Genomic DNA, 24,446 nt, shown 5'->3' on the forward strand with positions numbered 1-24,446 from the left:
AAATGCCTTCTTGAACTACATCAAGCCAATGAAGAACGTTGAGGCCTTAGCGACAGCAAAGTGGTTCGCAAGCGAAGTTCTACGTGTTCCTGAGGATCAACCCAAGGTGAGCGAGGCAATCATAGTTGCGAAGAAGGCAAAGGTAGACCCACTCACCTACTCTAGCCCAATGAATATTCTAAACACCTTTAAGGAATACAAGATCAAGGAAAAGGCAATCGATCCTGATACAGTCCCTGAACTCACCAATGGCCGACCAATAGGTCCTCTTTCTTTTTCCATACGTGTCTATGACGTAGAAGACACTAAGGAAGGGCAGTTAGCCATGAGGAGGATTATCAATACTCATTGGGGTGAAGATGCTAACCCATGGTGTTTGTTGCAGGGTGATGGTAATGGCAACTTAAGTAGCGATGCTTGGAGGTATTGGGGTCACTATAATGGTGTGCCGAAGCGTGTGGCGTTTCAAGATGGAAAGCTACTCGCCTTTTGTGCAAATGACGAGAGGGTGGATTGTTGGTGGGATCGACAGGATGAGCCACATGATACTATCTCTTTTGAAAGCTTGATACCTAAGGATGAATTGGAGAGAACTGCTTCTTATGAGATGGATGAGTATGGTTATTTATATGGGCCTTTTAATATCCATAGGGGTAATGAGCAGAATGGGGTATATGAAGAATGGGATGATGATGGTGGACAGATAATGGTTCGTGAAAACCGCAAGAATGGAAAGCAAGAAGGTGTTCGTGAGTGGTGGTATGACAATGGACAATTAGAACAGCGTGAAAATTACAAGAACGGATTGCTAGATGGACTTTTGGAAAGATGGAGCTATAAGGGGAATTTAACTGCTCGAGGTAATTATAAGAATGGGAAGGCTCATGGTCTCTATGAGAAATGGTCTGACGGTGTATTGGAATCCCGCGAACAATATAAAGAAGATATGCTTGACGGTATTCGTGAGCTGTATTATAGCGATGGGTCGCTAAAGTCTAGGCAAATGTATAGTGTTGGCTTTCGCAATGGTCTTGGCGAAGAATGGTATGAGAATGGGCAGATAAGGGTTCGTGCCAATTATAAAAATAGCGATTTTGATGGTCTCGGGGAGGAGTGGTATGAGAATGGACAAATCAAATGCCGAGGAAACTACAAGGAGGGTAGATATGATGGATTATATGAATTGTGGTATGAAAATGGGCAATTGTACAGTCGGAAAAACTTCAAGAATTTTAAGCTAGATGGATTATGTGAGTATTGGCACGAGAATGGACAAATAGAATCTCGTAAATTATTTAAGAATGGCATATTTGTTGAGGACTTGACTGACGATGTAAGGTTTAGAAATTACTTAGCTCGTGAGGGGATAAGTGCCGAGACTATAAGAAGTGAAAAAACAAAAAAGATAACCTTACAATCCAAGAATAAGGGAGGAATAAAGAGATAACAACCTAAATAAATAATAGCATGGAAGTATTAAATGATAACAATATGAATACCAAAGAAGAGGTTCCCAACGCTAATGGACTTAGAGTGGAAAAGGAGTGGCATGAGAATGGACAACTCAAGAAAATGACAACCTATAAGGGCTACATGAAGGATGGGGAATGCAAAGAGTGGTATTCCAATGGGCAACTATCCACCTCAAAAAACTACAAGAATGGTAGACTTGATGGTTCTATTGAAGAGTGGTGGGATAATGGAAAGCTAGCACTACGTGGCACCTACAAAGAGGGAAAGAGTGAGGGGGTTCGGGAAGAGTGGTACCCCAATGGTGAACCTCGCTCTAAGCAACATTGGAAAAATGGAAAACTAGATGGAGTGCTAGAGTCTTGGGGACCCTATGGGGAACTAGACCAACGATGCACCTACAAGGAGGGGTTGCCAGATGGACTTAACGAAACGTGGTATGACAATGGGCAGCCTAGAACAAGGTGCAAATTGTCAAAGGGATTGGTAGAGGGGGTATTGATAGAATGGTACCCAAGTGGTCAGATGAGGGCAAAAACCAACTTCAAGAACGATGAGAAGGATGGTCTCCTAGAAAAGTGGTATGAGAATGGAAGGCTCAAAGCTCGGGAAAACTACGTAAATGGAAAAAGAGAGGGGCTAACTGAGTGGTGGCACGCCAACGGACGCCAAGAAGCTAAGATTGAGTTCCGACAAGGGGAGATGGATGGCAAAAGAGAGACATGGTACAACAATGGGCAGCTCCTCTCCACAAGCAATTGGAAGAGTGGTAAGCATGTAGGGCAAGCACATTTCTGGGGGGCTGACGGTCAACTTCGAGCAAGAAAAAACTACGACGATGGTCTGCTTGATGGTGTACAGGAATGGAAAAACGATGATGGTACCATCTCACAATCTGTCTATAGAAATGGGTGGCTATTATCTGAAAGAGCGATCGATCACTTTACAGAGGAGGTAAAGGCGAATGAAGAATCTAAGAAGAAGATAACAATTGCACCTAAGAAGAAAGGAAGAATAAAAATATAACGACTTAAATAAATAATAGTATGGAAGCATTGAGTGGCAATAAAACAGAACAAATGAATGACGCTAACCCTAAAGGTGACATCTTGCCAAGGATAGACCACCTAACATCGATTATTGAAATACACACTCTTAAGTTGACAGGTGTTCAAGAGGCTTGCTATGAGAATGGACAGATGGCATATCGCAGATATTATAAAGATGGAAAAGAAGACGGAAAACATTATCAGTGGTACCCAAATGGGCAGCTCAAATCCACAAGCAACTGGGTGGCCGGAGATCTTGAGGGTCTTCAAGAGGATTGGGATAAAGAAGGTCGGCTCATCGAGCGTAAGTATTTTAAGGGATCGGAGATACAGTGGCAAGAGCGGCTAGATACCACTTCTAAGAGAGTAAAGCGTGCTACCTTCAAGAAAGGTTTTTTGTGGTTTACCAATCAGATTGACCACTTCACCGACCTGACTGCCCAAGAGCCCAAAAAGAAAATAACACTAACACCTAAGAAAAAGGGAGGTATAAAGATATAATTAGCTAACGACATAATAATTTAATAATATGGAAGTATTGAACAAAAATACAGAAGTACAAAAAAAAGACGATCTCTCTGTAGATGGTGTCAGAACAGAAATGGAATGGTACGAAAATGGACAATTAACCCGGCGTTGCAACTACAAAGATGACAAAAGAGATGGGCCTTTGGAGGAATGGTACCCCAACGGACAAATAGCTCGTAGGACGAACTACAAAGACGGAAGAGAGGAGGGACCGTTTGAGAACTGGTACGAAAATGGAATGATTTTTCAAAGGGGAAACAACAAGAATGGGCTACTAGATGGGGTAAATGAAGAGTGGCATAAAAATGGGAAACTTCATTGGAGGAAACATTTTGAAAATGGGAAATTGAATGGATTACTTGAAGTATGGCACTCCAACGGACAAATAGAAAGAAGGGCAAACTATAAGGACGGAGAGCTAGAAGGTCTTTGTGAAGAGTGGGACGAGAAAGGGAACCTTATGGTTCAAGAGAGCTACAAGAATGGAGAAGAGATGGTGTCCAAGAGATAATAAATATAATAGACAGACGCATCACACAAACATTTTACAAAGATGGAAAACTCCAACCACAAGAAGGACTTGGAGAATGTGATTAGGTTATAACAACTCCATTAGACCAACTTAAGGCTAGTAGGGGAAAAGGAATAGGAGTAGCTTACTACTCCTGTTCCTTTTCTTATACACACGTCAAGGGATTAGAACACATAAAAAAATACACAACGCCCCAAGCCTTACCCCTCTCTCGCATGCAAAATCATTTGATATGGCAAATAAAATCTCATGCGACAATTCGCAAATCTGTTTTTAGGAAACGAACCATCGTAATATTGCCTAGAAATTAATTCTAAATGATACACAAGATAAGATAAACAACGGAAAATGAAGAGAGAAGATTTCAAGAAGACCAAGTGGAGCGAAGAGACAAGCGTACTGGATTTGAGTTTACCGTGGCTCGCATATCTCTGGACGACAGAGGCCCAGACATGAAGGCTACTATATACGCAGACTTTGGCGGCAGCGAGGTGTTGCCTGTATTGGATGTTGATTTTAGAGATGCGACCCTTGGGATTGAGCATTATGGCAAGTATATGAGAATGCCTTGCGAAGATATAGAGATAGTGGAGGAGAGCGAAAATGAGTATCAAAAGAAATTAGCAGAGCAAGAGAAATACTAATGCGAGTGATTGTGATGTGGAGTGGTGGCAAAGACAGCCACGCCTGCCTTATCCAAAGTGTCGAGAGGTATGGTGCAGATAATGTGACCGCAGTGTTTTGCGATACTGGCTGGGAGCATAAAGATACACTGAAGCACGTTAAGATGATTGCAGATGCAAACGATGTGGAGCTGGTGACATTAAAGCCGGATTTGAACTTTAGCGAGTTGGTTATCAAAAAACGCATGTTTCCAAGCTTTGTGCGGAGGTATTGCACGATAGAATTAAAGGTGAAGCCATTTGTGGATTGGCTACTTACTCAAGAAGATAATTTTATCGTGGTGCAAGGGATTAGAGCGGAAGAAAGCCAGAGACGTGCAAAGTACGAGGTGGAGTGCGACTATTTTAAGCCGTGGCATACTGGTGAGGCTACTTATCGGAAGCGTGAGATATTGGAGTTTGCGAGCCGCCACGATGTGAGTGTATCAAGACCAATTTTCAAGTGGAATGGTCAACAAGTGGTGGATTTCATTCTAAAGCATGGCCAAGAAATTAACCCGCTATATATGCGAGGCTCAAAGCGTGTCGGTTGCTACCCTTGTGTCTTTTGCAATAAGCGAGACATCAAGAACATAGCTAATGATGAAGAGTATGCACAGAGGTTAATAGACTTGGAAAGGCAAGTGGAGCTTGAACATATTAAGCACAACCCAGACAAAGTGAATGTACCTACATTTTTCCGAAAGGGAACGATACCGGAAGAGCTGTGCAAACGCAACGATAACGGAGTGCCAACCGCTAAAGAGGTATTTGCCTATGTGAAGATGCAAGAGCTGGGTGCGTTGCAATTTGATGATGATAACTATTCGTGTATGTCTGTTTACCATGGACTATGTGAATAGAGTGAGGAGGCAGTTGGGTTCTGGGACCACGGTATATATAAGGTATTACCATACAATCGTAGATATTAAAGTAAAAAATATTAAAGTAAAAATTTATGACTAGAGAAGAATTTAATGAAGTGCAATGGCACAAAGGAATGAAAGCAATTAGCAGATTGCGAGGTGTTGAATGTGAGATGGAGGTGGTAGATGTAGACCTTGAATCTTACAAGATAGGTTTGAATTACCTATCTACTTCCATCAGTCGTGATTGTGAAGATGTGGAGTTGGTGAAGGACTTCATGAGGACAAGTGATAGTATCGTTGAAGAAAAAGGCAAGGATGATCGAGTAAGGATTATTGCTAGAGGTGTGGTAGTAGATGCCTTGAAGAATATATCGATGGCTACATTAATAATCACAACAATTGTAATATTCTTTTTCCGACCCTACCTATCGGAATTGGAGCATGCCATCGTTTCCCTATTGGTAGGTACCATTGTCGTGGTGTATGCATCGCTTTTTTTAGGAGGAGTGGTGTATGAAATGGTATGCGAATGGCGAAATAAAGACAGACGTAAATGAAGAAGATAATGTTTAGCGACAAGGTGGGTTTGACAGGAGCCGTCTTGAAGGGCAAAAAGACAATGACGAGAAGGGCAGGATGAAGCCAATGTCTCCACTATTGCTACCGACACCAACAGCATCGGACAGCAAAGGTGGTGGGCAGAAAGTGGCGGGATTGAAGAAGACAAGACCAAGTGGCGTGACCTATTCATCGAATCTGAGGGATCTGTTGGCAAGTCAGCTGCTTCCAACTTCAACAGTCCAAGAGGGTGAAGCAACTTTCCCTCTCAACCCCCTGTATGTGGAGGAGATGATGGGCTTCCCAGAGAGTTGGACTCTATTACCTTTCCTAGATGGAGAACAGAGAGTATGAAGGCTTATGGTAATGCAATAGTACCAGAGGTGGCAAGGAGAATTTTTGAGTGTATTGATCAGTTATCGGAAGATTAAATGTATGACAATAGAGGAGTTTGAAAATATGAAGGTAGATAGAAAAAAGATATACAACAAATTTGGTGGTAGATGTGCATACTGCGGACATAAAATAACACTTCAGGAAATGCAGGTAGACCACATCATACCAAGACGTCACTTTGAAATGAACGGTAAAAGTATGGCATTAGCAAATGAGATTAATAACCTGAACCCTGCTTGTCCTATTTGTAATCACTATAAGAATGCAACACCGCTTGAAGAGTTTAGAAATTGGCTGTTAGGCGAGTTACATATACGACTTAAAAAGTTGCCTAAAAGGACAAAGTTAGAACGTACTATAAGGAGGAAAGAGTATTTATCAAGAGTATGCGAAAGGTACGGAATAAGTGAAGAGAAGCCTTTTGATAGGGTGTTTTATTTTGAAAAAGAGAAAGGAGGAGAAGAATGAAGACGAACTGGACCAAATGGTGTGCAAACGATGGAGAGGTGACCGCTAAATATATTGCACAAAGAGAGTGGGATAGCTACATGCTATTTTATGCGAGCATACGCTTTTTGAGAGGGGGTACATTTGAGGTAATGGTCGAAGACTTTGAACTATCTAGTGTAGAGGAGGATGGAGAAAATAGAGTTTTTGAAACGCTTGAAGAAGCTGTTAATTATCTCTCAAGCATAGACTGTGAGAAGTATGTAGATGAGTGGTGGAAGAGAGAAAACGAGTATCAAAGGAGATTAGATGTACAAGAAAGCAAAGAATTATGAGTTGGTTTAATTGTAAAGTAACCTACGAGAAACTTGTAGTAGAGAGTGGTAAAATGCGTAAGGTGAGCGAAGTATATCTTGTGAATGCAGAAGACTTTACTGAGGTGGAAACACTGATGGCGAAGTTCTTGAAAGGGAGGGGACCTTATGTCGTTGACAGCGTTAGCAAAATACGCCTCTACGAGCTGTTTCTTGACAATAAAAGCGAGCGATATTACAAATGTAAGGTCGGATTTATCACTCTTGATGAAAAGGCCGGAGTTGAGAAGAGGAAGTATGTACAAGTCTTCGTACAAGCCGATGATATTGACTTAGCATTGAAGTCACTGCATAAAGGGATGAAGTACACCCTTGGAGACTATGAAGTTGCCGCTGTTGTTGAGACAGATTGCATTGACATTGTTAAGTAAGTTTTGGCAAGTCACAATTGAAAAACAGCACTTCTACATGAGTTGTTAGATCGATGAATAAATCTATTAATATGAGGGATAGAAACGAAGAGATGGTGAGTTATGAAACCCCCTATGAGAAGGTGCGGAGGGAGAGGGAGCATAAACTCTACAATGAGTATGTTACCCTCACAGCTGACGAGGGCAATTCAAAAACCATGGTAATGAAAAGCCTGATAAAGAAGTATGGGTATCACTCCATTAGCACAGGATATAGAATCATTAATAAGATAAATAAGGAGAGACAAAAAGTCTAATGGAGAAGAGAGAGATAATAGTTCGTGATGTTTTGGTTTGGTACGATGGTGCTCAATTATTCTTGGGCATTGATCAACTGGGTAATAGCTATATATGCTTACTCGTTGAGCAGAAAGGTATAGACTATTTAGCCGTAAGAGTGAACTACAAAGTATTGAAAAGCCTACTCAATGGGAAAATTGACCTTAGGGACCTATATCTAAACCCACCAAAGGAGGAGTATTACTTCGTCAACTCTAGTGATGACAGAAGGCTCTATATCGAAAAGGCGAATGAAACCTTTACTCCCATTGGAGCTATGCTACCTCGTCAAGGATTTAAGTTCAGTGCTGACGCACAAGCTATAGTAACACAGGATGGACATAAAAAGTGGAACATGGCAACATTCCAATATGGGCAAATCAATATACACCAAAAGGATAATGGGAATGGAACAACAACCCTCTCTGACAATGGTGAGGTTATTAGAAGCTTAGAGAAAGTTCAGAGCAACATTGCTTTGAAGAAAGCTGTGGATATAATTGACAACTGGAATATGATAGTGCACAACCAAAAAATAAGCACCGTCTCTAGTAGTGAGGAGAACTTTGGTGGAGCACTCTATAATATTATTTCTTGTATTACAGCTTTACAGCTCTATGGTTTCACTAGTTGAGAAAACAGCAATGGAAACACAATTGGGTAGAGCACTAATCAAATCTATATCAAATTCAGCTTTTCACTTAAACAAAAACGCTCATTAAGGATATGACACATGCAAGTTTATTCAGTGGAATTGGTGGCTTTGATCTAGCAGCAAAGGAGTTAGGTTGGACCAACCTATTTAACTGCGAGATAAACCCTATCTGTCGTAGAGTTTTAGACTACCATTTTCCAAACGTAGAGGCATACACTGATATTATGCAAGCAGATTTCAGAAAGTGGAATGGAAAGGTCGATGTGCTATCCGGTGGATTTCCCTGTCAGCCATTCTCCGTAGCAGGTCATAGAAATGGGGAGGAGGATGAGAGGTATTTATGGCCACAAATGTTGCGATGTATTGAAGAGTGCCAGCCAACTTGGATCGTTGCAGAGAATGTAGTCGGACTTCTATCTATGACGCAATTAGCCGATACAAGTAGCATAGTTGTTAATGAAGATCTCTTCGGCAACAAGGAAATAAGCACAACAACCACACACGAGTTTACAATTGATAAGATATTATCGAGTATAGAAGAGTTGGATTATTCGGTTGCCACCTTTGTCATACCAGCTTGTGCTATTGGTGCACCACACCGTAGAGATAGGGTGTGGATCGTGGCATGCAGGGAGGAAGAACAAACAACCCTAAGGGGAACAAACGAGACAACAAAAGAGGTTCCTAAGAACTTCTGGGACAACTTTCCTTCTCATTTTCCATTATTAGGCAATGATAATATCCCTAGAGAGTTGGACGATATTTCTTTTCCTAGGTGGAGATTGGAAGCTGTAAAGGCACTAGGCAATGCCATTGTTCCCGGAGTGGCAATTGAGATATTCAAGGCTATACAGAAAGTGAGTAATAAACAATTATAATATGGGAACTAGCCTCTTAAAATATAGTGCCAAAAAATATGCTCGTAATCTTTCTTCGGACAGAATGATAGATGCATTCACGAAGGAGATGTTAGGCAATAAAAATTGGCATAGTAGTCATAGGCACCTTAAGTGGAATGCTATTGTCGCCTATTCGGCAAAGACAATAAACGAACGTGCACACTTTGTTGGAGAAAAGTCTTTAGGCAGAACTAAGAAAAACGAAAAATATGAGTTCTCTAAATATTTGGTGTATAAGTTAATGCCATTCACCTCAAAGGAGAGTGATACACTTGAGGTGGGAGGTCTATTTGACACAGATGATTTTGAGGGCATAGACCTAGAAAACTCTCTATTACCCACCCCCACCGCAAGCGATGGGCAAAGAGGTGGACAAAAGGTAGATGGGAAAAAGAAAAAAAGAAGTAGTGGACAGACCTACAGCTCCAACATTGTAGACTTAGCAGTTAGTGAGCTATTACCCACACCTACCGCAATGTCTGCGAAAGGCAATGTAACTCAGGATAGAGGTTATTATAACCTTACTGACATAATTGCCGTAAGATACAAAATAGAACCAATGGAAGGTGGTACCTCGCTCCTTAACCCACTTTACGTAGAGGAGATGATGGGCTTCCCAGAGGGATGGATTCTATTGCCATTTCTGAAAAATAAGGCCAAAGGGAACGTGAATGATAATTCAGTTGTCAAATAATCTTTGACAACTGAATCTGCCCTAATAGAGAAAAACAATTGAAGAGATGAAAAACAACAAGTTAGAAAAATCCTGTGGGCAAGCACCTATCAATGTCAGCTTATATGAGTTGATTGGAGGGAGCATTCGCTCTCGGTCCAATATCAAGCGGCTAATTGAGAATATTGATTGGGATAACAACTACCTACTAGACTTTTCTAATGTTCAATTTATGTCACGAGCTTTTTCTGACGAGCTATACAACTTCCTAAAGAGATATGCGAATGTCGTTATTAATGAAGAAACGATGTCGAAAGACGTTTGTGCTATCTACAAAGCGGTTAGAAGTAGTAGAGAGGGAAAAAGAAAGAGGAGTGAGAACAGTGGAGATATTATAATTCTAAATACGATTGAAGAGGTGTCAGACTACTTTTCATCATTCTAGTAGCCATCTAAAAGGATATGTGGAAATTGTGAGAAGTGAGTGGTATATAAGGCACTTTGACATGCTTGGGACAATGAATTAATATAACGAATCAAGGAATGGTTATGGATAACATAAAAGCAAATCAAACGCAAAAGATGGACGGTCTTGTTCTCCTTTCAAAAATAAAAGATGAGACTATAAAACTTGCCTTTTTTGATCCTCAATATAGAGGTGTCCTTGATAAATTGAATTATGGTAACGAAGGTAAGAAAAGGGGGCGAGAGAGAGCTAATTTGCCTCAAATGAGTGAAAAGACAATATTGGAGTTCATTAGTGAGATGAATAGGGTCTTAAAGCCTAGTGGTTACCTAATGATGTGGGTGGATAAGTTTCACTTGTTACAGTCCATCAAACAGTGGGCTACGGCTGTAGGCTCTTTTGAAATAGTGGATATGATCACTTGGGATAAAATGAGAATGGGCATGGGTTACAGGAGCAGAAGGCGTTCTGAATACCTTGTTGTGCTACAAAAGAAGCCAACACTCGCCAAAGCAACTTGGACAATACACAATATCCCCGATGTTTGGGAGGAAAAAATAAAAGATAAAAGCCACCCTCATAGTAAGCCCATTGAGCTACAAAAGCAACTTATATTGGCAACCACAAGTGAGGGAGACTATGTGTTAGACCCAGCAGCAGGAGGCTACTCTGTCCTCAAAGCGTGCGAGAAACTAAAGAGAATTTTTATTGGTTGTGATTTAGTATTTGATTAGAGATATATGAAGATAATAATTAGAACTACGATGCTAGTTTTTTTCGCATTAATAACTAGCTCTTTCTTCCCTAAGCTTTCAATACCGTACAATAGTAACGCAGTTTTATTTGTGGTCGTTGCCATATTATTTTCAATTGGTATGTCGCTCATTATTAGCGTTAACACAGAAGATGTTCGCAACCCAAGCTACTTAAAGAAGATTGATTGGGCATTCACTATCATTAGAAAAAGCTTTATAGAAGCATTCACCATAGCATTATCCCTACATTTGGTCAATTCAATTATTCCGAGTTTCTCCTTTTCATTCTATCGGCTTCACTTTGATCTATCTGTCCTTGTAATGATCGTACAAACTCTCATCATTATCTACTTTATTTATAACCTATCTGATATAGCGGACTTTAAGAAAAGATTGTCTGATAGGATTAGAGAGGAAAAAGAGAAAAAGGAAGTAAGCTAATACGAGATACGAGACCTTTCGTGATAAAGAGAAGAGAGGGTGGCTAATAAATAGCTACCCTCTCACGTTGTGAATCAAAAGTTATTCCCTAAAAGTAATCAATCCACAACAACCAAAACGGTTACAATGGTTGCAACCGAATCAAAGATAGCAACTTATTTTTAAGTCACCCAAACTTTAACATTGTTTATACTTTTAGAGGTCGAAAAAGTCACTTTTTAGTTAGATATATTTTTCTAGTTCAAAAATCTTTCGTATATTTGTGGTACGTAAGGGGAGGAGAAAGTTTGACCACATCAACCAAAACAGCGAAGGGTGCAATGCTTAATAACCGCACAACTAAAGAGATGACAACATTTACATTTACTCGTGAGACCCTAGAGAATGGTAAGGTTTACTTTGATAGGTTCAGTGATTGGTGCAAGAATGATGTTTTAGACCTTGAAGCTATTGCCAATCAAGAGCGATACTGCTGTTGCAATTGCGGTTGTCTCACATATGAAGAAGTGATGGTGTCGCTGAGTGATGAAGCCGATGGTGGCTTTCTAGATAAGATTGCCAAAAAGTTAGAGGAAATGGGTGGTGGTGCTTGCATTTGGAATTCCAACCGAGATGAGTTTGAATACTTTACAGAGGAGGAACTTGCAAACCTAACAAGCGTATGCTTTGATGGTGACAGCTACGAGGTTGTGGAGCTAGACAGCGACAACATCAAAGAGGTGCTTACCTATGTGAATGAGGAGATACGGGAGTATGACGACCAGGTGAGGTTTCTAGATATGATTTGGGGTTCGTATGATGACCTCGCAAGGTATAGCCACGAAACCCGCAAGTGGAAGCCAGTCCAATACCTAGAGGAGCTTTAATGATGAATGATATTATCCAAGCTATCAAGATAGAGATGCAAGAGCAGGCGATAACAGCATATCGCCTAGCTCAACTCTCAGGAGTTAGCAGAGTGGGAATAAAGGGAATCCTTGATGGAGTTAACAGCCCCACCCTTGACACCCTACAAAAGATCTTGAAGCCACTAGGGCTACAGATTAGAGTTGAAAAAGGAAAAAAGGAAGAGGGACAAATAGATCGGGATTCGCTGAAATAAGTTGCTATATAGCAGCTAGTTGGAGAGCAAGAAAAGTGGGAGAAATGTTTGGTGGATTAGTGGAAAATTGGTATCTTTAGGTATGAGAAATAAGATGATTTCCAGTGACTTATGAGGATAAAATTGTATATTGACAAACCAAATAAAACGAGATAATTATGAAGCGGATAATGAATCAATCGGGACAGAGCTCGCAAAGGAATCTATTAGCGAAGGCAGCACTATATACACTAGTGGGATGTATGGCATTAATGAGTTGTAACGGAAAGGACAGACCTATCCCTCCGGAACCGACACCAGAGCCTAAGCCTGAGGAAGGACAGAACGAAAAGAAACCTGATGTGGAACCACCTACAACCTTTGAGGTCGCTGTTGAAGCATACGTAAAAGAGAAAAATGGTGTTCTAAGAAAAATAGAACATCTCGAAGAAGACCAAACCAACTATGGGTATGGGACCATTGTTGGCGATGGGCAGTACAAAAAGAGTGACACTGTAGTGGTAAGTGCGAGTATAAATGACTTTCTTAAACACTCTTTGATCGCAGTGTATGAAAAAGATGGGAAAGGTGGATTTACAGAGGACAAAGGGCTTGTGGACAAAACTCAAACCATCTTGGAGGGTTATAAGTCGGAGAAATACATATCTGCTGAACTGACGTTTCAGATAACAGAGAACATGACTTTTGTGGTGGTCTTTGAGGACTACGTGGCACCCCCTATTCAGTTTGCGACACACGAGAGCCACTCATACTGGGCTCAAAAGAACAAGGAGGCAACAGCATACATCAAACCAAGAATAAAGAGGTATAGTTCTCCAAGAGAGGCTATGCTCGCAACAAATATTACTCTCAATGCTCCCCAGCTTGACGAATCAATGGTGGAAAGGACTATATATCGGGAGAGTCCTTTACTGATTGACTACAACACAAGGGTGCTAAAGCCCATTAGGAGAACAAGAGGTGAGTGGGATAAGCTAACTCGATATACATACGCCCTTATGACACTTAGTGGCGAAGTGGTTGAAATCTTTCCGCCTTCATATAACAATGATGGCTTTATATCCACATTGCTCACTTATGTGACTGCCCCTGAGGGGACATATAGGGTTGCCCTACTCTGGAACAAACCGTCCGACAGGGAGGTGTGGCACCTAATCCCAATAATACCAACTTTCACCAAGTTTGATGAGCATTATTGCAGTTCTTTGGGTTGGAAGGAACACACCTTTTTACCTGAGGGACAAAATTGGTGGCGAGACACCGATATTATATATGTAAAAAACCGAACAAGTCAAAAAGATAATATTCCAATATGGGGAAATCCTAGAGTAAAAAAACTAAAAAGAATAACAGATGTGGAAATAACAATTTCTGTCACTAATGTTAGCAATCAAAGAATAGAAGGGGATGTCGTCATCGCTGATGGATATAAGAAGTGGTTCCATGAAGAGGGCAGAGCACTAATGGACCAAAGGATGCAGATGGTTTGGAAAAGGGAGGGAAAAGGAGAAAGACACATGTATGACACTTGGGAGTTTGACCGAGGTATAGAAAAGGTTAGACTTGAACCATACGAAACAAAAGAAGTGACCTATTTAATTAAGGACAGAACCTACGCTAGAGAGAAATTGTCTGGCTCATTTCCAACTGCTAGTGAAGCAAGAGGGAGCACGAGGTATTCATGGGATTCTTTTTTCCACGGATTCCATACAACTATATATTGGGAAGGAGTGGACAGGAAAAGAGAAAGAATGCTTAATGGCTGTCAATACGAACTAAACACAATGAGGGCAAGAGATTGGGGCAGCCTATCGTCAAGGCATATATGGACTTATAGCACAGAATTTGACGAAGTTGGGAAAAACTGGGATCCCAGTGACTGTGTAAGAGATGTGATATGGCCGAACGCAACTAGTATATACCCATCAAGGCATTGTATTCGCCTATAATAAAATAGTTAAGGGGACGCTTTTAACGTCCCCTTAACTTACTCCAAAACACACTTCTCAATTATACACTACGAGCATGTCTTTAACCATCAACCCCAAAGGAGCTAACACAAAGCAACAGATTACTCTTCATCGTAGTCAATGTTGGCAATCTTAATATAATTGTACCTGAGATCGAAAAACCTTCTGCCCTCCTCAGTTTTCTCATGAAAATCCATCTTCATCTTTGAAGGCAGAAGCTCATTAGTCCTATTATAAAAATCGATATACTGCTCACGATATTTAGACAAAGCATCGTTAGCAGCATTCCACATCTTAAGCAACAACTCATCATTAATTGGAAGCCCTTGTCGACCTCTTTGATACTTATATGTAAATGGCTTACAATACACATCATCCCGGCCAACTATTCCTTTCATTGTACCATTGGCCAGATACTTTTGCATTTCTCTAGTTTTACGAGAAATTAAATTGGCAAGCTTTGTGTCGGCCGCATCCACAAAAAGAAGTGCTCGAGTACGATGAAGACAAGGAAGTATTTGAGATAGTCGTTTACCCTTCACCAACACATCATAAATAGCATTAGAATAGCCATAGTCATATTTATCAACAAAATATGCAGAATAATCATCTATAGTATCATCATCACCATCTTCGGCATTCTCCCAATATACCATATATTCCTTGGCCTTACTTTCAATTTCTTTTTTTACACTAGGGTCCAAAGAATAAACTAGCTTATTACCTCCATTGTGCTTCTGAAAATAATACATAAAATCATCAGTGAACAATTCATAGGTTTCAGATATTGTCCAACGATACAAAGGATCGTAAAAGCGACTGTTAATAGCTTCTATATCATCTTCAAATCCCTTGAAACCGTTGTTCATTGCTCTCTGAAACACACCGTTCTGTTCTTTTATGTGATCAAGAATAGGGGAAAGCTTAGGTGCTGAAAATCCTCCACTATATCTTTTTCGGATAGGGGGAAAAGCGTCATAGTCTTCTACATTGGTGTTTGGGTCTTTCCAATCGCCACCACTTAACCGAAACCGCAAGCTATAATGTTTTTTCTCATCCAAGCTTTCAGGAATCTTAATGATGAGTCCTTCTGCAACCGCAGAAAAACCTTCTCGCATTTGAAGCTCATTAATATTAAATGAGGAGTTCACAATGTTGTGGCTAGCGTTTTCTGGGTCAAATATTCTGTACCCCAGCTTATTTACAAAAATGTCATGCTTTGCCTCAACACTAAACATTAGCTCTTTTTTGTGTTGCTTTAGATAGTCCCACGAATAAAATGTGGCTAAGGACAATTCGACATCCTTTCCCGACCCAGCTAGACCTAGAAGTTCATTGGGGCTACCAGCACGCAACGAAGAACCATCGTCAGTATCATCAACTTCAAAAATAATCTCTACTCCGGGCGTGTTGGAATCCCACTCTTCAACCACCGAAGCGGGAGGGGTCTCCGTCTCACCACCTTCAAGACGCTTGTTTGGACAAGGGGTGTCGGGGTCACAGCTTACGAACCCAAGGGCAAGAACCGAAAGAACTAGCCCTTGCCACATCATCAAATTAATTTTCTTCATACTCATAAACTTTTTAATTAATTAAAAATCCACTATACATTTAGCGTCATCACATAGACACACTATTTACTTAGCACAAAAATACCAGATGCCTCATCCACCACCCACTTATTCCAATTGCCGCATACGATTGAAGAAGGGAAAAAGAAGAAAAGAGATCTGGAAGAGGGAACTTCTTATTAGTCTCCAAAAGTTCTACGTATGTTTCTTATGTGTTGGGTAACAATCCTTGAATTATTGCCATTCTCTTGGCATTGTTGGAGATAGCTCATTAGTGCTGGCATATTTTGATACCTACAAGGAGGGTTTGAACGAAGTATATCTTGTATAGTACTTGCCAACTGATTGGAGTATATCAAGCTTGTATCAAAAGGTATTTCATTCACATTTTTGAAAACACAAGAACCATAGAAGACAACAACAGAGTAGAACGGCACATCGGCAACAAGTCGGAGCTTTTTCCTTAGCACTTCTATATGTCGATTATTCTGCAATATAGGATTGTAAAAATGATTTTTACTGTGTCTGAAAGTCTGGCACCAGCTTTCTTGCGTACCATTACCGAATATCCAACCGCTAAAATCTTTTACTTCAAAAACTATTATTCCAACATCAGTCACTGCTAGAGCATCTACTTGCGTGTACCACTTCAACCCATTTTGAACATATAAGTCATAAAACACATTTGAGGCAGGTATTCCACCACCTATGATAGAGCTTACACAATGCCTTTCAGAGAAGGTTCCTCTCCTTCTCTCTCGCTTTCTAGCACGAAGAGAGGAGGAATAATTAAGTAAGACTGCTAATATAATAACACAACCTACCAGCAAATAAAACTTTACCAAAGGGTCCATACTCAATTAGTTGATTTCAAATTATTCTAACTATTCTTCCTTTTTTCAATTCCATATCTGGTAAAAGCCCATTTAGGAGGCAGAGCTCTTCGAGGTCCCAATTCTTCTCCTCACAAAGCTCCTCTAATGTGGCGTCAGCTTTTAGGCGATAGGTACGGAGACTACCCCCCACCCTCTTCTTAGGATAGAGTGACTTCGTCCAAAGAAAGGTTTTGTTCTTAACCGTAGACTTATTGAAATCAATTATCAATGATGGATTGAAGTCTCCACCAAGAAACCGAGTCTCAAAGTGCAGGTGTGGTCCTGTGCTTCGCCCTGAGTTACCACTCAATCCAATAACATCTCCAGCCCTTACGACATCGCCACGAAATGACAACACTTTACTCAAGTGAGCATATACAGTCTCGAGACCATTGTAATGTCTTACCACCACATAATAGCCATAACCCTTTTTCTCGTACCCCGTTGTCCGTACAACGCCATCCCATGCTGAATAGATAGGAGTATTCATTGGGACTGAAATATCCACACCCCTATGCATTCTGCCCACCGACTTCCTCCAACCATATTTACTACTTGTACGGCCCAATCCATCAGTAGGAGAAAAGAAAGGCAATAAGTCAATTTGCGCACTCTTAGGTAGGCTAACACTTCGACCTATATATGGGTTAACTCTCTTGGATGCCCATGAAGCGTCATCATACCATTCGCTAACAGGACCATTGGAAAAAGAGAAAAGGAGAGGAACGATTAGGCATAATAAGACGTATATTACCTTATGTCTCATTTCGTTTTGTGCCTATTAATCATCTGTAACTAGCAAACCACAAAGCAATGGGTCAGCAGCTATTCGAGCTGTCTCATCTTTAATTATTTGCTCCACCTCCTTTTTTATCCCTATATAGTTGTCTTGTACAATCTGAGGTAGTCGGTCCTCACCTTCATCGTCTATCATATTTGCGAGGACAGGCAGTGGCTTCCAATTTGCCGACTCTTTTTCTATCTTCTTTGTATCAACTACGATCTGGCAGTTAAACATCTTAACCTTAATATTCTCACCAAAGTTGTCCACAACAGAGCCTACAAATTGTCCTTGCGACAAGGTAGAGATCTTACTTGATGGAATTAGATTGTGCATTTGACTAGATAGAGATACAGATGTACCCGTTTCGTTAATAGAGGTCGATTGCTGTGCTTGCACATTCTGCCCAAACCTCTTTGACAGTGAATCTGCTGTATCTCCAGTCACCTGCCCACTAAATAGATTACCAATTGTATTGATGATAGCCTTCGCTTGCTTATCGCCATAGTCCCTAATAATCTGAGTGAAGTCTTGGAAGCCAAGGCATACAGAGATTAAGTTACTACGGGCTGTTGCAATCAAGTTATCAAGACCTCGGAAATAAATAGTCGGCAACTCATCTACAATCACGCTACATTTCTGCTTATACTTTCTGTTTATTCGAGCCACTAATCGGAAGTTGATAAGACCCAAAGCAGCTGCATAGATATTTTGTCGCAATGGATTATTACCAACGCATAAGATCTTTGGATCATCTGGGTCATTAACGTCAAGACTAAAGTCATTACCACTCATCACCCAATAAAGCGATGGAGAGGTAATACGAGCAATACCAAGCTGTGCACTCGCAATCTGACCTTGTAACTGATCTTGAGCACCGCCCTCCCATGCACCTACGAACGGTCTCATATAGTTAGTCAGCTCATCATAAGACATCAAAATTGGAAAGAGCTGTTTATAGTCAGTACTAATCAACTCTAGCAAGTGAGGAAGAGTACAATACTTTCCATCTTGATACAACTTGAGGAACCAGATACATGCACTCGTAAATATAATAGCAGATTCCGTAAAGAACTCACCTTGCTTCTCCACCCAAGTCTTATTAAGGTTCATCATAATAACGTACGCACTCTCGTATGCGTCTGAAATATCCTCTAGGAACGATGGGTGCAAAGGATTACAACGGTGCGTTTTTCGTAAGTCATCGAAATTGACGATATAGAAATTAGGGATTTTACCTTTTTGCTTTTGGCCGGGTCCCGTCTTCACCGTAACATCTTTATACCGCTCTTTGTACAACTCAAAGTGGTTGTATGCGATCTCCGTCAAGTCAGGAAACTTGAAGTCATAGATATACATTGTAAACCCCTTTTCAATATGCTGCCTAATATACTGATTGATGACCGCAAACGATTTTCCCGAACCCGGCGTCCCGAGGACCATCGTAGCACGGAAAGGATTAATGACGTTTATCCAACCCTCATGAAACTTCTTCTTATAATAGAAACGGCTCTTCAAATTCACAGAAAACTCATTATCCATATACTCTTGGTTCTGCATAAACGACTCATTCTCGTCATTGAATGGGTCATCAATATTCTGGTTATATGAGATGTGCTGTGACACTAAGACAGAGCCATAAAAAATAGCGAAGAAAGATAGTAGGCTTACGACAACATAGATCAACATAGACAACGGTAGTAGTATGACACTAATCAAAAATATTATAGTGCCAACCGCTAATATTGAAATGGCGATTTTAATATCAACATCAGGTTTCTTTTTTCCACTAGAACCAAGACAACTTATCCCCACCATAAGAGCCACAACCATTTTTGAGACCAATGGACCATTATAAAAACCTATCGGCTTGAAAAAGGCAAGAAATAAATCATCCACTATTGGGTGAGTCAACCCCATTTGAACAAATAGAGGTTTACACCAAACATAAAAATGTACCAATAAGAAAAAGAAGGAGACCATTCGAAAGAAGTCCACCATCTTATCTAATTCTGTATTTGCCATATATCAACTCTCTTAATAATAAACAATTACAGCAAAACTAAATGAATGGGCTTCACTTGAGCAACAATTCAATTTGCCGCATAGGAGTATTGCAAAATAGAAGCCTCAGTAAAGATAAACTCTACTGAGGCTTTACAGCACTTGATGTAAGCCTACTAAGACTTATTAGAACCACTCGTTTTACTATCCTTCTTCTCTAGTGGTGGCAGCTTAGCCTTTTGCTCCTCATACGATCTATAAGCCTTCTCAAAATCAGAGGCCCATCTCTGCTTTTCAGCAGCCCATAGGTCTGTATTTGCAACACGACTAAGAGCATCAGCATGGTCTTTTTGCAGTTCCATAATCATCTTCTGCAAATCCGCATTGCTCCTCTTTACCATAGAGAGCTCTCTAGTCATTCTTCGTATATCCTTTCGGAGAGCATCTAGTTCCACAAGGTCAATTGCCGAGGGGTCATCCCTGTAGTCTGGCAATGGGTGTCTACCCAACATGTCATTATTTTCTCGCTCCACGATACTTTCCACTCGTTTATCTTCATTCATGATGGCATTAGCTGCATTCGCATAATCCATCATTGGGGAGGAACGGCTTTCAGACTTTCCTTTCACCGTTTCATCAGATTGTTTCTCCTCTTGCTCTTCACCCTTTTCCATGGAGTTATCGCCAATTTCCTCTAGCTCATCGTCTCCATCGTCAAGGTCAGCCGAATTATCAGTTTCCTTTTCCAAGCCTCGTTTATTCTTTAGCCTATTTTCAGTGACCATAGGATAAATGAGGTAGAAAGCAAGGGTCAACACAATAATCAGAATGATGATTAGCCCACCAACCTGTAAGATAATGTTGTTAATCATTTTCAACCTCCTTTCTCAAACATTTTACAATTCTATCATAAGGATTTCTCTTGAATGTTGATTTCACCTTAGCGGAGTAAGGATCGCAAGCATCGATAATACCCTTCAAAACGATATTTGACAATAAGTCTTGAGGTGAGATGGTAGGTTTAATGAAACATAGACACCGAGCCAAATCAAAGGCATCACTGTCTATCTCAATGGTCACCTTTGAGTTGCTGTAATCAATCTGTGCAAACAAGTTGATGTCAGTTGGGCTTTTGTTTTCTTCCTTTTCCATAACCTCAGAAAACATCTTCTCAAACTCAGCTTTACTGCTGTTGCTCGGTTTCATGGCCGTCCTCCTCTTGCTTATCAGCTGGCTCAGAAGGCACCTCCTCTGTTTTTGTCTCTTCTGCAACTGGTCTCTCCTCTGGAACCTCTGGGACAGGAACTGGAGTACGGCCGAATACCTTCTTAATCTCGTCTACAGACATGGAACAAAGATTCTGGTATGTTGTCAATATCTCCTTGTGCTTCTCTGAAAGCTCAGACATAGCACCTGTGACATTCCCCGTAAGCTCCGTCAGTTCATCAAGCTGTTGCTTCAAGTCTTCAATAATCGTCTTGTGAAGTATAATAGGGTCCTCAATAACTTCTGGGGCTACCTCCTTTTTCTCAATGATACCTGTTTCTAGGAATATCTCTTCTGCCACCTGATGAACATTCGTCTCCTCCAAATACAGCTTGGATGGTTGCAAATAAACTGAAACAAAGAAATTCATGTTCTCCCTTGATACACAGCTAAAGTCACGAGATACACCTCTGAAATGGAGCACCGTGTTTTGAAGTGTAGCAACATTAGCCTTCATTGCCTCGTCTTCTAGCCATGCCTTCAGGGCTAAGTCGCAATTCTCATCATTGAACTGATTGAACAGCAAAAACGACTTCTTCAATCGAGGGGTTTCTTGTCCACTTTGGTTCACAAGTTTCAGCCCAAAGTTAATGCCTTGCATCCAATAGAAAGTAGGGCGTGAGTTGACGGAGTCAATCACAGTCGGAAGGATGATATAATCCATCTTAGTCAAGTAGATGTAGATCTCCTCATAGCCTTGAGAACCCATGAAGTCATAAATATAGACATCATAATCTGGGTAAGCCTCCTCCACCGCCTCAGGCATAACCGTCAGGTCAAAGCCATCCTTCATCTTAAAGATAGGTGGTGCAACCCTATTCTCTAGGTCCAAACCACGGCTCTCAAAGATCTCTTTAGCGAGCTCTGGGTTCCTATCAATAAATATCTCATCACGCTGCTTTTGAGCTGTGATAGGATATTGATAGTAGTCACAATCAACAAAGCAGACCTTCTTTTTGTAGGTCTCTCCTAAGATGGTACCAAGTACCATTGACAATGTGGTCTTACCGATACCACCTTTCAGCCCTGCTAGGGCAATTCTAACTTTTTCCATAATTAAATAATAAAATAATGTTATTAATACATGTGATATTTAATCACTACTACTCTTTTTGCTCCTTAAGCCACTTTGTAAATAACTCGATAGCCCTTTTGTCTAACTCACTCAAATCCGATGCCTCTTTTGGATCGTCAGGAGTCAAGTTATCAGTGACTTTCTCTTCTACTTTTTCATCAACCTCTTCGCTATTCTCGTCCTTATTTAAGGGAGGGAAAAAAGAAGAAGAAGATGCTAGGTCATCAGGCATATATGGCACATCCTCCATGAGATATTTTATCTTGGAAATTTCCAAAGAATCAATCCATTCTTCAATCATGCGAAGCTGAGTTGCAGACACATTATTGTTTTGAACAAACCCTTTCGTCTTATTCAAAGCCAATAAGAGTTCATCTATTTTACTAACAATAAAATCATTATCAATGATGTGTCGCTCTTTAGTTATCCTACGAGCCTTGACCCTGTTTTCGAGTTGTGGACCATCAACAAATTCAATAATATTTTTCACCACCTCCGCAGCGTTCGTTAGTATCAATGTAAAATCGTCTGGAACTATTGAAACAGTTTGAAAAAAATTAAATTCCTTATTAGAAGCATCAACACCTTTCCCTATTAACTCATTAGAAAAAACCTCAGATTTTACAACCTCCAAGCCTTCCTCTTTTGCTGTTTTTATCCACCACTCTTTATGTCTATTTTGGTCAGAATCCTCAACATTATACTTGTTGAATAACAACATTATCCCCTTATTACGGTCCCCATATCCCTTCTGCCGAAGCGAGTAAAGCATACCCCTGATCCACATATACGATGGTCTCAAACTGGTATTATCTAAGATCAAAGGCACAATAATATAATCCATCTGAGTAAGTTGAAGCATAAACTCTGGCTCTACCTCTGACCCCTTCGTATCAAATATAAATAAGTCACAGTCTGGATGACGCCTTTCCACCTCTTCAATACTTTGTGCAGATAGGTTGCGTATTTTCTCTACCGGTAGTGGGGCAACGTACTTCGCTTTTTGGAGCCTTTCGTTATTAATATCATTGAAGAAACTTGGGTTCTCCAATAACAATGTTTCTTCTGTATTCTTCAAGTGAGATAAAGTTTCTTGGTATTCATCACAATCTACCAGACAAACCTTTTTGTCGTAAAGTTCACGACTATACACACCTAGAAACATAGCAATAGTGGACTTTCCCGTTCCACCTTTTATCCCAGATACAGCTATTCTTATTTTTCTTTTTTCCATCTTATTCATATAATAGAACACGTTATTTTTCATCCACACTCAAAATAGAATTAAGGACTAACAAGTAAATTCCACGAGCTAAATCATGGGTTGATAGATCATTCGCAGATGTAGGTCTGAATGTTTCAATTTTACTCCATAACTCCTCTTTTATCATAATCGTTCTTTGACCTTTATTGTCAGCAATTCTCATTTTAACAATGTCATCAATACTATCTAATATAAATCTTTTCACTCTTGCCCTTTGGTTGACTAATATGTCTTCTCTCAAGAACATTAAAAAGTTTGTTCTAGTTAATATGATAACCTCCTCTACTTCTTCATTATTCAGACCTCTACCTTTCAAGAAGTCTTCTAAAAAAAGAGCATCAATAGACAACCTCTTAGATCGAGATGTCCCTAATTGTACATTAAGTTTTTTCGCCACCTCTTGAAAGAAATCATCAGTACTACCATCGTTGCCTCTATCTAATTTCCCAACAATTTCATTGCGACTTAAATGTAATATTTCTTCTACATCTCTATTATTAGCAAGAGCACACGACTTATAATATTCGCAGGCATTTGCGTATGGGTCAGAATCTCTGTCGTACTTTTCTCCTTTTTCCATACAGCTTCTGAATATAGGAGAAACTGTAGAGTTCTTTTTCGCAACAAGAAGGTGGTCATAAAAGTCCAAAGGACTTTCATTGTACTTCTCTGCTACTTTTTTCAGTTTTTCAATTGCACCTGCACTCATATACTTATAAAGGGCTTAATAGTAATTAATTGCTACAAACTTACACGTGATTTATCCAATAAGAAATGGTATTCCAATTGCCGCATACGACAGAAGATGAAAAAAGGGAAAGAGATGGGGAGTGATAGAAACTAGAGAACGAGGTCAGGAGGTCAGGAGGTCAGGAGGTCAGGAGGTCAGGAGGTCAGGAGGTCAGGAGGTCAGGAGGTCAGGAGGTCAGGAGGTCAGGAAGTCAGGAAGTCAGGAGGTCAGGAAGTCAGGAAGTCAGGAGGTCAGGAGGTCAGGAGGTCAGGAGGTCAGGAGGTCAGGAGGTCAGGAGGTCAGGAGGTCAGGAGGTCAGGAGGTCAGGAGGTATTCCCTAATGCA

The 24,446-nt window shown here is 40.4% G+C and carries 31 protein-coding genes; 22 read left to right on the forward strand and 9 right to left on the reverse strand.

All coding sequences use genetic code 11. The features are described 5' to 3' along the window. From A3GK_RS10670 to A3GK_RS0108075, 21 genes are all read left to right on the forward strand, one after another. The coding region (locus A3GK_RS10670) for a toxin-antitoxin system YwqK family antitoxin (RefSeq protein ID WP_040576073.1) at positions 1-1,447 on the forward strand (1,447 nt) is incomplete at its 5' end. Between the two features lie 44 nt (positions 1,448-1,491). Beyond that, a complete protein-coding gene (locus A3GK_RS0107970) occupies positions 1,492-2,496 on the forward strand; it encodes a toxin-antitoxin system YwqK family antitoxin (RefSeq protein ID WP_162138145.1) in 1,005 nt (334 codons plus the stop codon). Between the two features lie 20 nt (positions 2,497-2,516). Further along, complete coding sequence (locus A3GK_RS11070) at positions 2,517-3,020, forward strand: toxin-antitoxin system YwqK family antitoxin (RefSeq protein ID WP_018028933.1); 504 nt, start codon at positions 2,517-2,519, stop codon at positions 3,018-3,020. A 28-nt stretch (positions 3,021-3,048) separates the two neighbouring features. After that, entirely contained in the window at positions 3,049-3,558 is a 510-nt protein-coding gene (locus A3GK_RS10680) for a toxin-antitoxin system YwqK family antitoxin (RefSeq protein WP_018028934.1), read from the forward strand. A gap of 398 nt (positions 3,559-3,956) precedes the next feature. Next, positions 3,957-4,223 (forward strand): hypothetical protein, encoded by a 267-nt coding sequence (locus A3GK_RS0107985; protein WP_018028935.1) that lies wholly within the window; start codon positions 3,957-3,959, stop codon positions 4,221-4,223. Beyond that, positions 4,223-5,104: a phosphoadenosine phosphosulfate reductase domain-containing protein gene (locus tag A3GK_RS0107990; protein WP_018028936.1), complete on the forward strand. Its 882-nt coding sequence runs from the start codon at positions 4,223-4,225 to the stop codon at positions 5,102-5,104. Before A3GK_RS0107985 ends, A3GK_RS0107990 begins: the two co-directional genes overlap by 1 nt. A 95-nt stretch (positions 5,105-5,199) precedes the next feature. Beyond that, positions 5,200-5,667, forward strand: a complete 468-nt coding sequence (locus A3GK_RS0107995) for a hypothetical protein (protein ID WP_018028937.1) — start codon at positions 5,200-5,202, stop codon at positions 5,665-5,667. 79 nt (positions 5,668-5,746) lie between these two features. Next, positions 5,747-6,022: a hypothetical protein gene (locus A3GK_RS0108005; protein ID WP_018028938.1), complete on the forward strand. Its 276-nt coding sequence runs from the start codon at positions 5,747-5,749 to the stop codon at positions 6,020-6,022. Positions 6,023-6,103: 81 nt separating this feature from the next. After that, positions 6,104-6,532, forward strand: coding sequence for an HNH endonuclease (locus A3GK_RS0108015; protein WP_018028939.1), 429 nt, complete (start codon positions 6,104-6,106; stop codon positions 6,530-6,532). Continuing rightward, the gene (locus A3GK_RS0108020) at positions 6,529-6,846 is read left to right on the forward strand and encodes a hypothetical protein (RefSeq protein WP_018028940.1); all 318 of its coding nucleotides are present in this window, start codon (positions 6,529-6,531) and stop codon (positions 6,844-6,846) included. Before A3GK_RS0108015 ends, A3GK_RS0108020 begins: the two co-directional genes overlap by 4 nt. Then, entirely contained in the window at positions 6,843-7,256 is a 414-nt protein-coding gene (locus A3GK_RS0108025; protein WP_018028941.1) for a DUF4494 domain-containing protein, read from the forward strand. Before A3GK_RS0108020 ends, A3GK_RS0108025 begins: the two co-directional genes overlap by 4 nt. Before the next feature lie 53 nt (positions 7,257-7,309). Further along, positions 7,310-7,552 carry a hypothetical protein gene (locus tag A3GK_RS0108030; RefSeq protein WP_018028942.1) on the forward strand — a complete coding sequence of 81 codons (243 nt, stop codon included), beginning with the start codon at positions 7,310-7,312 and terminating at the stop codon, positions 7,550-7,552. Then, positions 7,552-8,208: a hypothetical protein gene (locus tag A3GK_RS0108035; protein WP_018028943.1), complete on the forward strand. Its 657-nt coding sequence runs from the start codon at positions 7,552-7,554 to the stop codon at positions 8,206-8,208. The genes A3GK_RS0108030 and A3GK_RS0108035 overlap by 1 nt, the downstream gene beginning before the upstream one ends. A 92-nt stretch (positions 8,209-8,300) precedes the next feature. After that, a complete protein-coding gene (locus A3GK_RS0108040) occupies positions 8,301-9,107 on the forward strand; it encodes a DNA cytosine methyltransferase (RefSeq protein WP_018028944.1) in 807 nt (268 codons plus the stop codon). Between the two features lies 1 nt (position 9,108). After that, positions 9,109-9,822, forward strand: coding sequence for a hypothetical protein (locus A3GK_RS0108045; RefSeq protein WP_018028945.1), 714 nt, complete (start codon positions 9,109-9,111; stop codon positions 9,820-9,822). Between the two features lie 46 nt (positions 9,823-9,868). Then, positions 9,869-10,246: a hypothetical protein gene (locus A3GK_RS0108050; RefSeq protein ID WP_018028946.1), complete on the forward strand. Its 378-nt coding sequence runs from the start codon at positions 9,869-9,871 to the stop codon at positions 10,244-10,246. A 104-nt stretch (positions 10,247-10,350) separates the two neighbouring features. After that, entirely contained in the window at positions 10,351-11,001 is a 651-nt protein-coding gene (locus A3GK_RS0108055) for a DNA-methyltransferase (RefSeq protein ID WP_040576076.1), read from the forward strand. Between the two features lie 6 nt (positions 11,002-11,007). After that, positions 11,008-11,463 (forward strand): hypothetical protein, encoded by a 456-nt coding sequence (locus tag A3GK_RS0108060; RefSeq protein ID WP_018028948.1) that lies wholly within the window; start codon positions 11,008-11,010, stop codon positions 11,461-11,463. Positions 11,464-11,810: 347 nt separating this feature from the next. Further along, positions 11,811-12,329, forward strand: coding sequence for a hypothetical protein (locus A3GK_RS0108065; RefSeq protein ID WP_155799477.1), 519 nt, complete (start codon positions 11,811-11,813; stop codon positions 12,327-12,329). Next, positions 12,329-12,565, forward strand: coding sequence for a helix-turn-helix domain-containing protein (locus A3GK_RS10685; protein WP_018028950.1), 237 nt, complete (start codon positions 12,329-12,331; stop codon positions 12,563-12,565). The genes A3GK_RS0108065 and A3GK_RS10685 overlap by 1 nt, the downstream gene beginning before the upstream one ends. Before the next feature lie 158 nt (positions 12,566-12,723). Then, on the forward strand, positions 12,724-14,514 hold the full coding sequence (locus tag A3GK_RS0108075; RefSeq protein ID WP_018028951.1) for a hypothetical protein: 1,791 nt from the start codon (positions 12,724-12,726) through the stop codon (positions 14,512-14,514). 122 nt (positions 14,515-14,636) lie between these two features. Here A3GK_RS0108075 and A3GK_RS0108080 read toward each other — a convergent pair whose 3' ends face one another. From A3GK_RS0108080 to A3GK_RS0108120, 9 genes are all read right to left on the reverse strand, one after another. Beyond that, positions 14,637-16,106, reverse strand: a complete 1,470-nt coding sequence (locus A3GK_RS0108080; RefSeq protein WP_155799478.1) for a hypothetical protein — start codon at positions 16,104-16,106, stop codon at positions 14,637-14,639. A gap of 179 nt (positions 16,107-16,285) precedes the next feature. Continuing rightward, complete coding sequence (locus A3GK_RS10690; protein WP_018028953.1) at positions 16,286-16,960, reverse strand: nuclease-related domain-containing protein; 675 nt, start codon at positions 16,958-16,960, stop codon at positions 16,286-16,288. A gap of 16 nt (positions 16,961-16,976) precedes the next feature. Beyond that, positions 16,977-17,747 carry a M23 family metallopeptidase gene (locus tag A3GK_RS11300; protein WP_018028954.1) on the reverse strand — a complete coding sequence of 257 codons (771 nt, stop codon included), beginning with the start codon at positions 17,745-17,747 and terminating at the stop codon, positions 16,977-16,979. A 15-nt stretch (positions 17,748-17,762) separates the two neighbouring features. Beyond that, positions 17,763-19,787: a YWFCY domain-containing protein gene (locus tag A3GK_RS0108095; protein ID WP_018028955.1), complete on the reverse strand. Its 2,025-nt coding sequence runs from the start codon at positions 19,785-19,787 to the stop codon at positions 17,763-17,765. Between the two features lie 155 nt (positions 19,788-19,942). Further along, positions 19,943-20,638 (reverse strand): hypothetical protein, encoded by a 696-nt coding sequence (locus tag A3GK_RS0108100; protein ID WP_018028956.1) that lies wholly within the window; start codon positions 20,636-20,638, stop codon positions 19,943-19,945. Next, on the reverse strand, positions 20,631-20,918 hold the full coding sequence (locus A3GK_RS0108105) for a hypothetical protein (RefSeq protein ID WP_155799479.1): 288 nt from the start codon (positions 20,916-20,918) through the stop codon (positions 20,631-20,633). Before A3GK_RS0108105 ends, A3GK_RS0108100 begins: the two co-directional genes overlap by 8 nt. Before the next feature lie 31 nt (positions 20,919-20,949). Next, a complete protein-coding gene (locus A3GK_RS0108110; protein WP_018028958.1) occupies positions 20,950-22,086 on the reverse strand; it encodes a nucleotide-binding protein in 1,137 nt (378 codons plus the stop codon). Positions 22,087-22,135: 49 nt separating this feature from the next. After that, a complete protein-coding gene (locus A3GK_RS0108115) occupies positions 22,136-23,350 on the reverse strand; it encodes a nucleotide-binding protein (protein WP_162138147.1) in 1,215 nt (404 codons plus the stop codon). Positions 23,351-23,363: 13 nt separating this feature from the next. Continuing rightward, entirely contained in the window at positions 23,364-24,080 is a 717-nt protein-coding gene (locus A3GK_RS0108120) for a hypothetical protein (protein WP_018028960.1), read from the reverse strand. A gap of 121 nt (positions 24,081-24,201) precedes the next feature. Here A3GK_RS0108120 and A3GK_RS11615 point away from each other — a divergent pair. Continuing rightward, a partial coding sequence (locus A3GK_RS11615) for a hypothetical protein (protein ID WP_211205462.1) occupies positions 24,202-24,446 on the forward strand: 245 nt, incomplete at its 3' end.

Origin of the sequence: Porphyromonas somerae DSM 23386 (genome assembly GCF_000372405.1) — a bacterium.
GTDB lineage: Bacteria > Bacteroidota > Bacteroidia > Bacteroidales > Porphyromonadaceae > Porphyromonas_A > Porphyromonas_A somerae.

Coding starts and splice junctions, on each gene's coding strand:
- A3GK_RS10685 (WP_018028950.1), top strand. CDS start 12,329: ATGATGAATGATATTATCCAAGCTATCAAGATAGAGATGCAAGAGCAG.
- A3GK_RS0107990 (WP_018028936.1), top strand. CDS start 4,223: ATGCGAGTGATTGTGATGTGGAGTGGTGGCAAAGACAGCCACGCCTGC.
- A3GK_RS11300 (WP_018028954.1), bottom strand. CDS start 17,747: ATGAGACATAAGGTAATATACGTCTTATTATGCCTAATCGTTCCTCTC.
- A3GK_RS0108060 (WP_018028948.1), top strand. CDS start 11,008: ATGAAGATAATAATTAGAACTACGATGCTAGTTTTTTTCGCATTAATA.
- A3GK_RS0108005 (WP_018028938.1), top strand. CDS start 5,747: ATGAAGCCAATGTCTCCACTATTGCTACCGACACCAACAGCATCGGAC.
- A3GK_RS0107995 (WP_018028937.1), top strand. CDS start 5,200: ATGACTAGAGAAGAATTTAATGAAGTGCAATGGCACAAAGGAATGAAA.
- A3GK_RS0107970 (WP_162138145.1), top strand. CDS start 1,492: ATGAATACCAAAGAAGAGGTTCCCAACGCTAATGGACTTAGAGTGGAA.
- A3GK_RS0108095 (WP_018028955.1), bottom strand. CDS start 19,787: ATGGCAAATACAGAATTAGATAAGATGGTGGACTTCTTTCGAATGGTC.
- A3GK_RS0108045 (WP_018028945.1), top strand. CDS start 9,109: ATGGGAACTAGCCTCTTAAAATATAGTGCCAAAAAATATGCTCGTAAT.
- A3GK_RS0108020 (WP_018028940.1), top strand. CDS start 6,529: ATGAAGACGAACTGGACCAAATGGTGTGCAAACGATGGAGAGGTGACC.
- A3GK_RS0108080 (WP_155799478.1), bottom strand. CDS start 16,106: ATGAAGAAAATTAATTTGATGATGTGGCAAGGGCTAGTTCTTTCGGTT.
- A3GK_RS0108115 (WP_162138147.1), bottom strand. CDS start 23,350: ATGAATAAGATGGAAAAAAGAAAAATAAGAATAGCTGTATCTGGGATA.
- A3GK_RS0108050 (WP_018028946.1), top strand. CDS start 9,869: ATGAAAAACAACAAGTTAGAAAAATCCTGTGGGCAAGCACCTATCAAT.
- A3GK_RS0108100 (WP_018028956.1), bottom strand. CDS start 20,638: ATGATTAACAACATTATCTTACAGGTTGGTGGGCTAATCATCATTCTG.
- A3GK_RS10690 (WP_018028953.1), bottom strand. CDS start 16,960: ATGGACCCTTTGGTAAAGTTTTATTTGCTGGTAGGTTGTGTTATTATA.
- A3GK_RS0108065 (WP_155799477.1), top strand. CDS start 11,811: ATGACAACATTTACATTTACTCGTGAGACCCTAGAGAATGGTAAGGTT.
- A3GK_RS0108035 (WP_018028943.1), top strand. CDS start 7,552: ATGGAGAAGAGAGAGATAATAGTTCGTGATGTTTTGGTTTGGTACGAT.
- A3GK_RS0108030 (WP_018028942.1), top strand. CDS start 7,310: ATGAATAAATCTATTAATATGAGGGATAGAAACGAAGAGATGGTGAGT.
- A3GK_RS0108075 (WP_018028951.1), top strand. CDS start 12,724: ATGAAGCGGATAATGAATCAATCGGGACAGAGCTCGCAAAGGAATCTA.
- A3GK_RS0108025 (WP_018028941.1), top strand. CDS start 6,843: ATGAGTTGGTTTAATTGTAAAGTAACCTACGAGAAACTTGTAGTAGAG.
- A3GK_RS0108110 (WP_018028958.1), bottom strand. CDS start 22,086: ATGGAAAAAGTTAGAATTGCCCTAGCAGGGCTGAAAGGTGGTATCGGT.
- A3GK_RS0108015 (WP_018028939.1), top strand. CDS start 6,104: ATGACAATAGAGGAGTTTGAAAATATGAAGGTAGATAGAAAAAAGATA.
- A3GK_RS0108105 (WP_155799479.1), bottom strand. CDS start 20,918: ATGGAAAAGGAAGAAAACAAAAGCCCAACTGACATCAACTTGTTTGCA.
- A3GK_RS10680 (WP_018028934.1), top strand. CDS start 3,049: ATGGAAGTATTGAACAAAAATACAGAAGTACAAAAAAAAGACGATCTC.
- A3GK_RS0108040 (WP_018028944.1), top strand. CDS start 8,301: ATGACACATGCAAGTTTATTCAGTGGAATTGGTGGCTTTGATCTAGCA.
- A3GK_RS0108120 (WP_018028960.1), bottom strand. CDS start 24,080: ATGAGTGCAGGTGCAATTGAAAAACTGAAAAAAGTAGCAGAGAAGTAC.
- A3GK_RS11070 (WP_018028933.1), top strand. CDS start 2,517: ATGGAAGCATTGAGTGGCAATAAAACAGAACAAATGAATGACGCTAAC.
- A3GK_RS0108055 (WP_040576076.1), top strand. CDS start 10,351: ATGGATAACATAAAAGCAAATCAAACGCAAAAGATGGACGGTCTTGTT.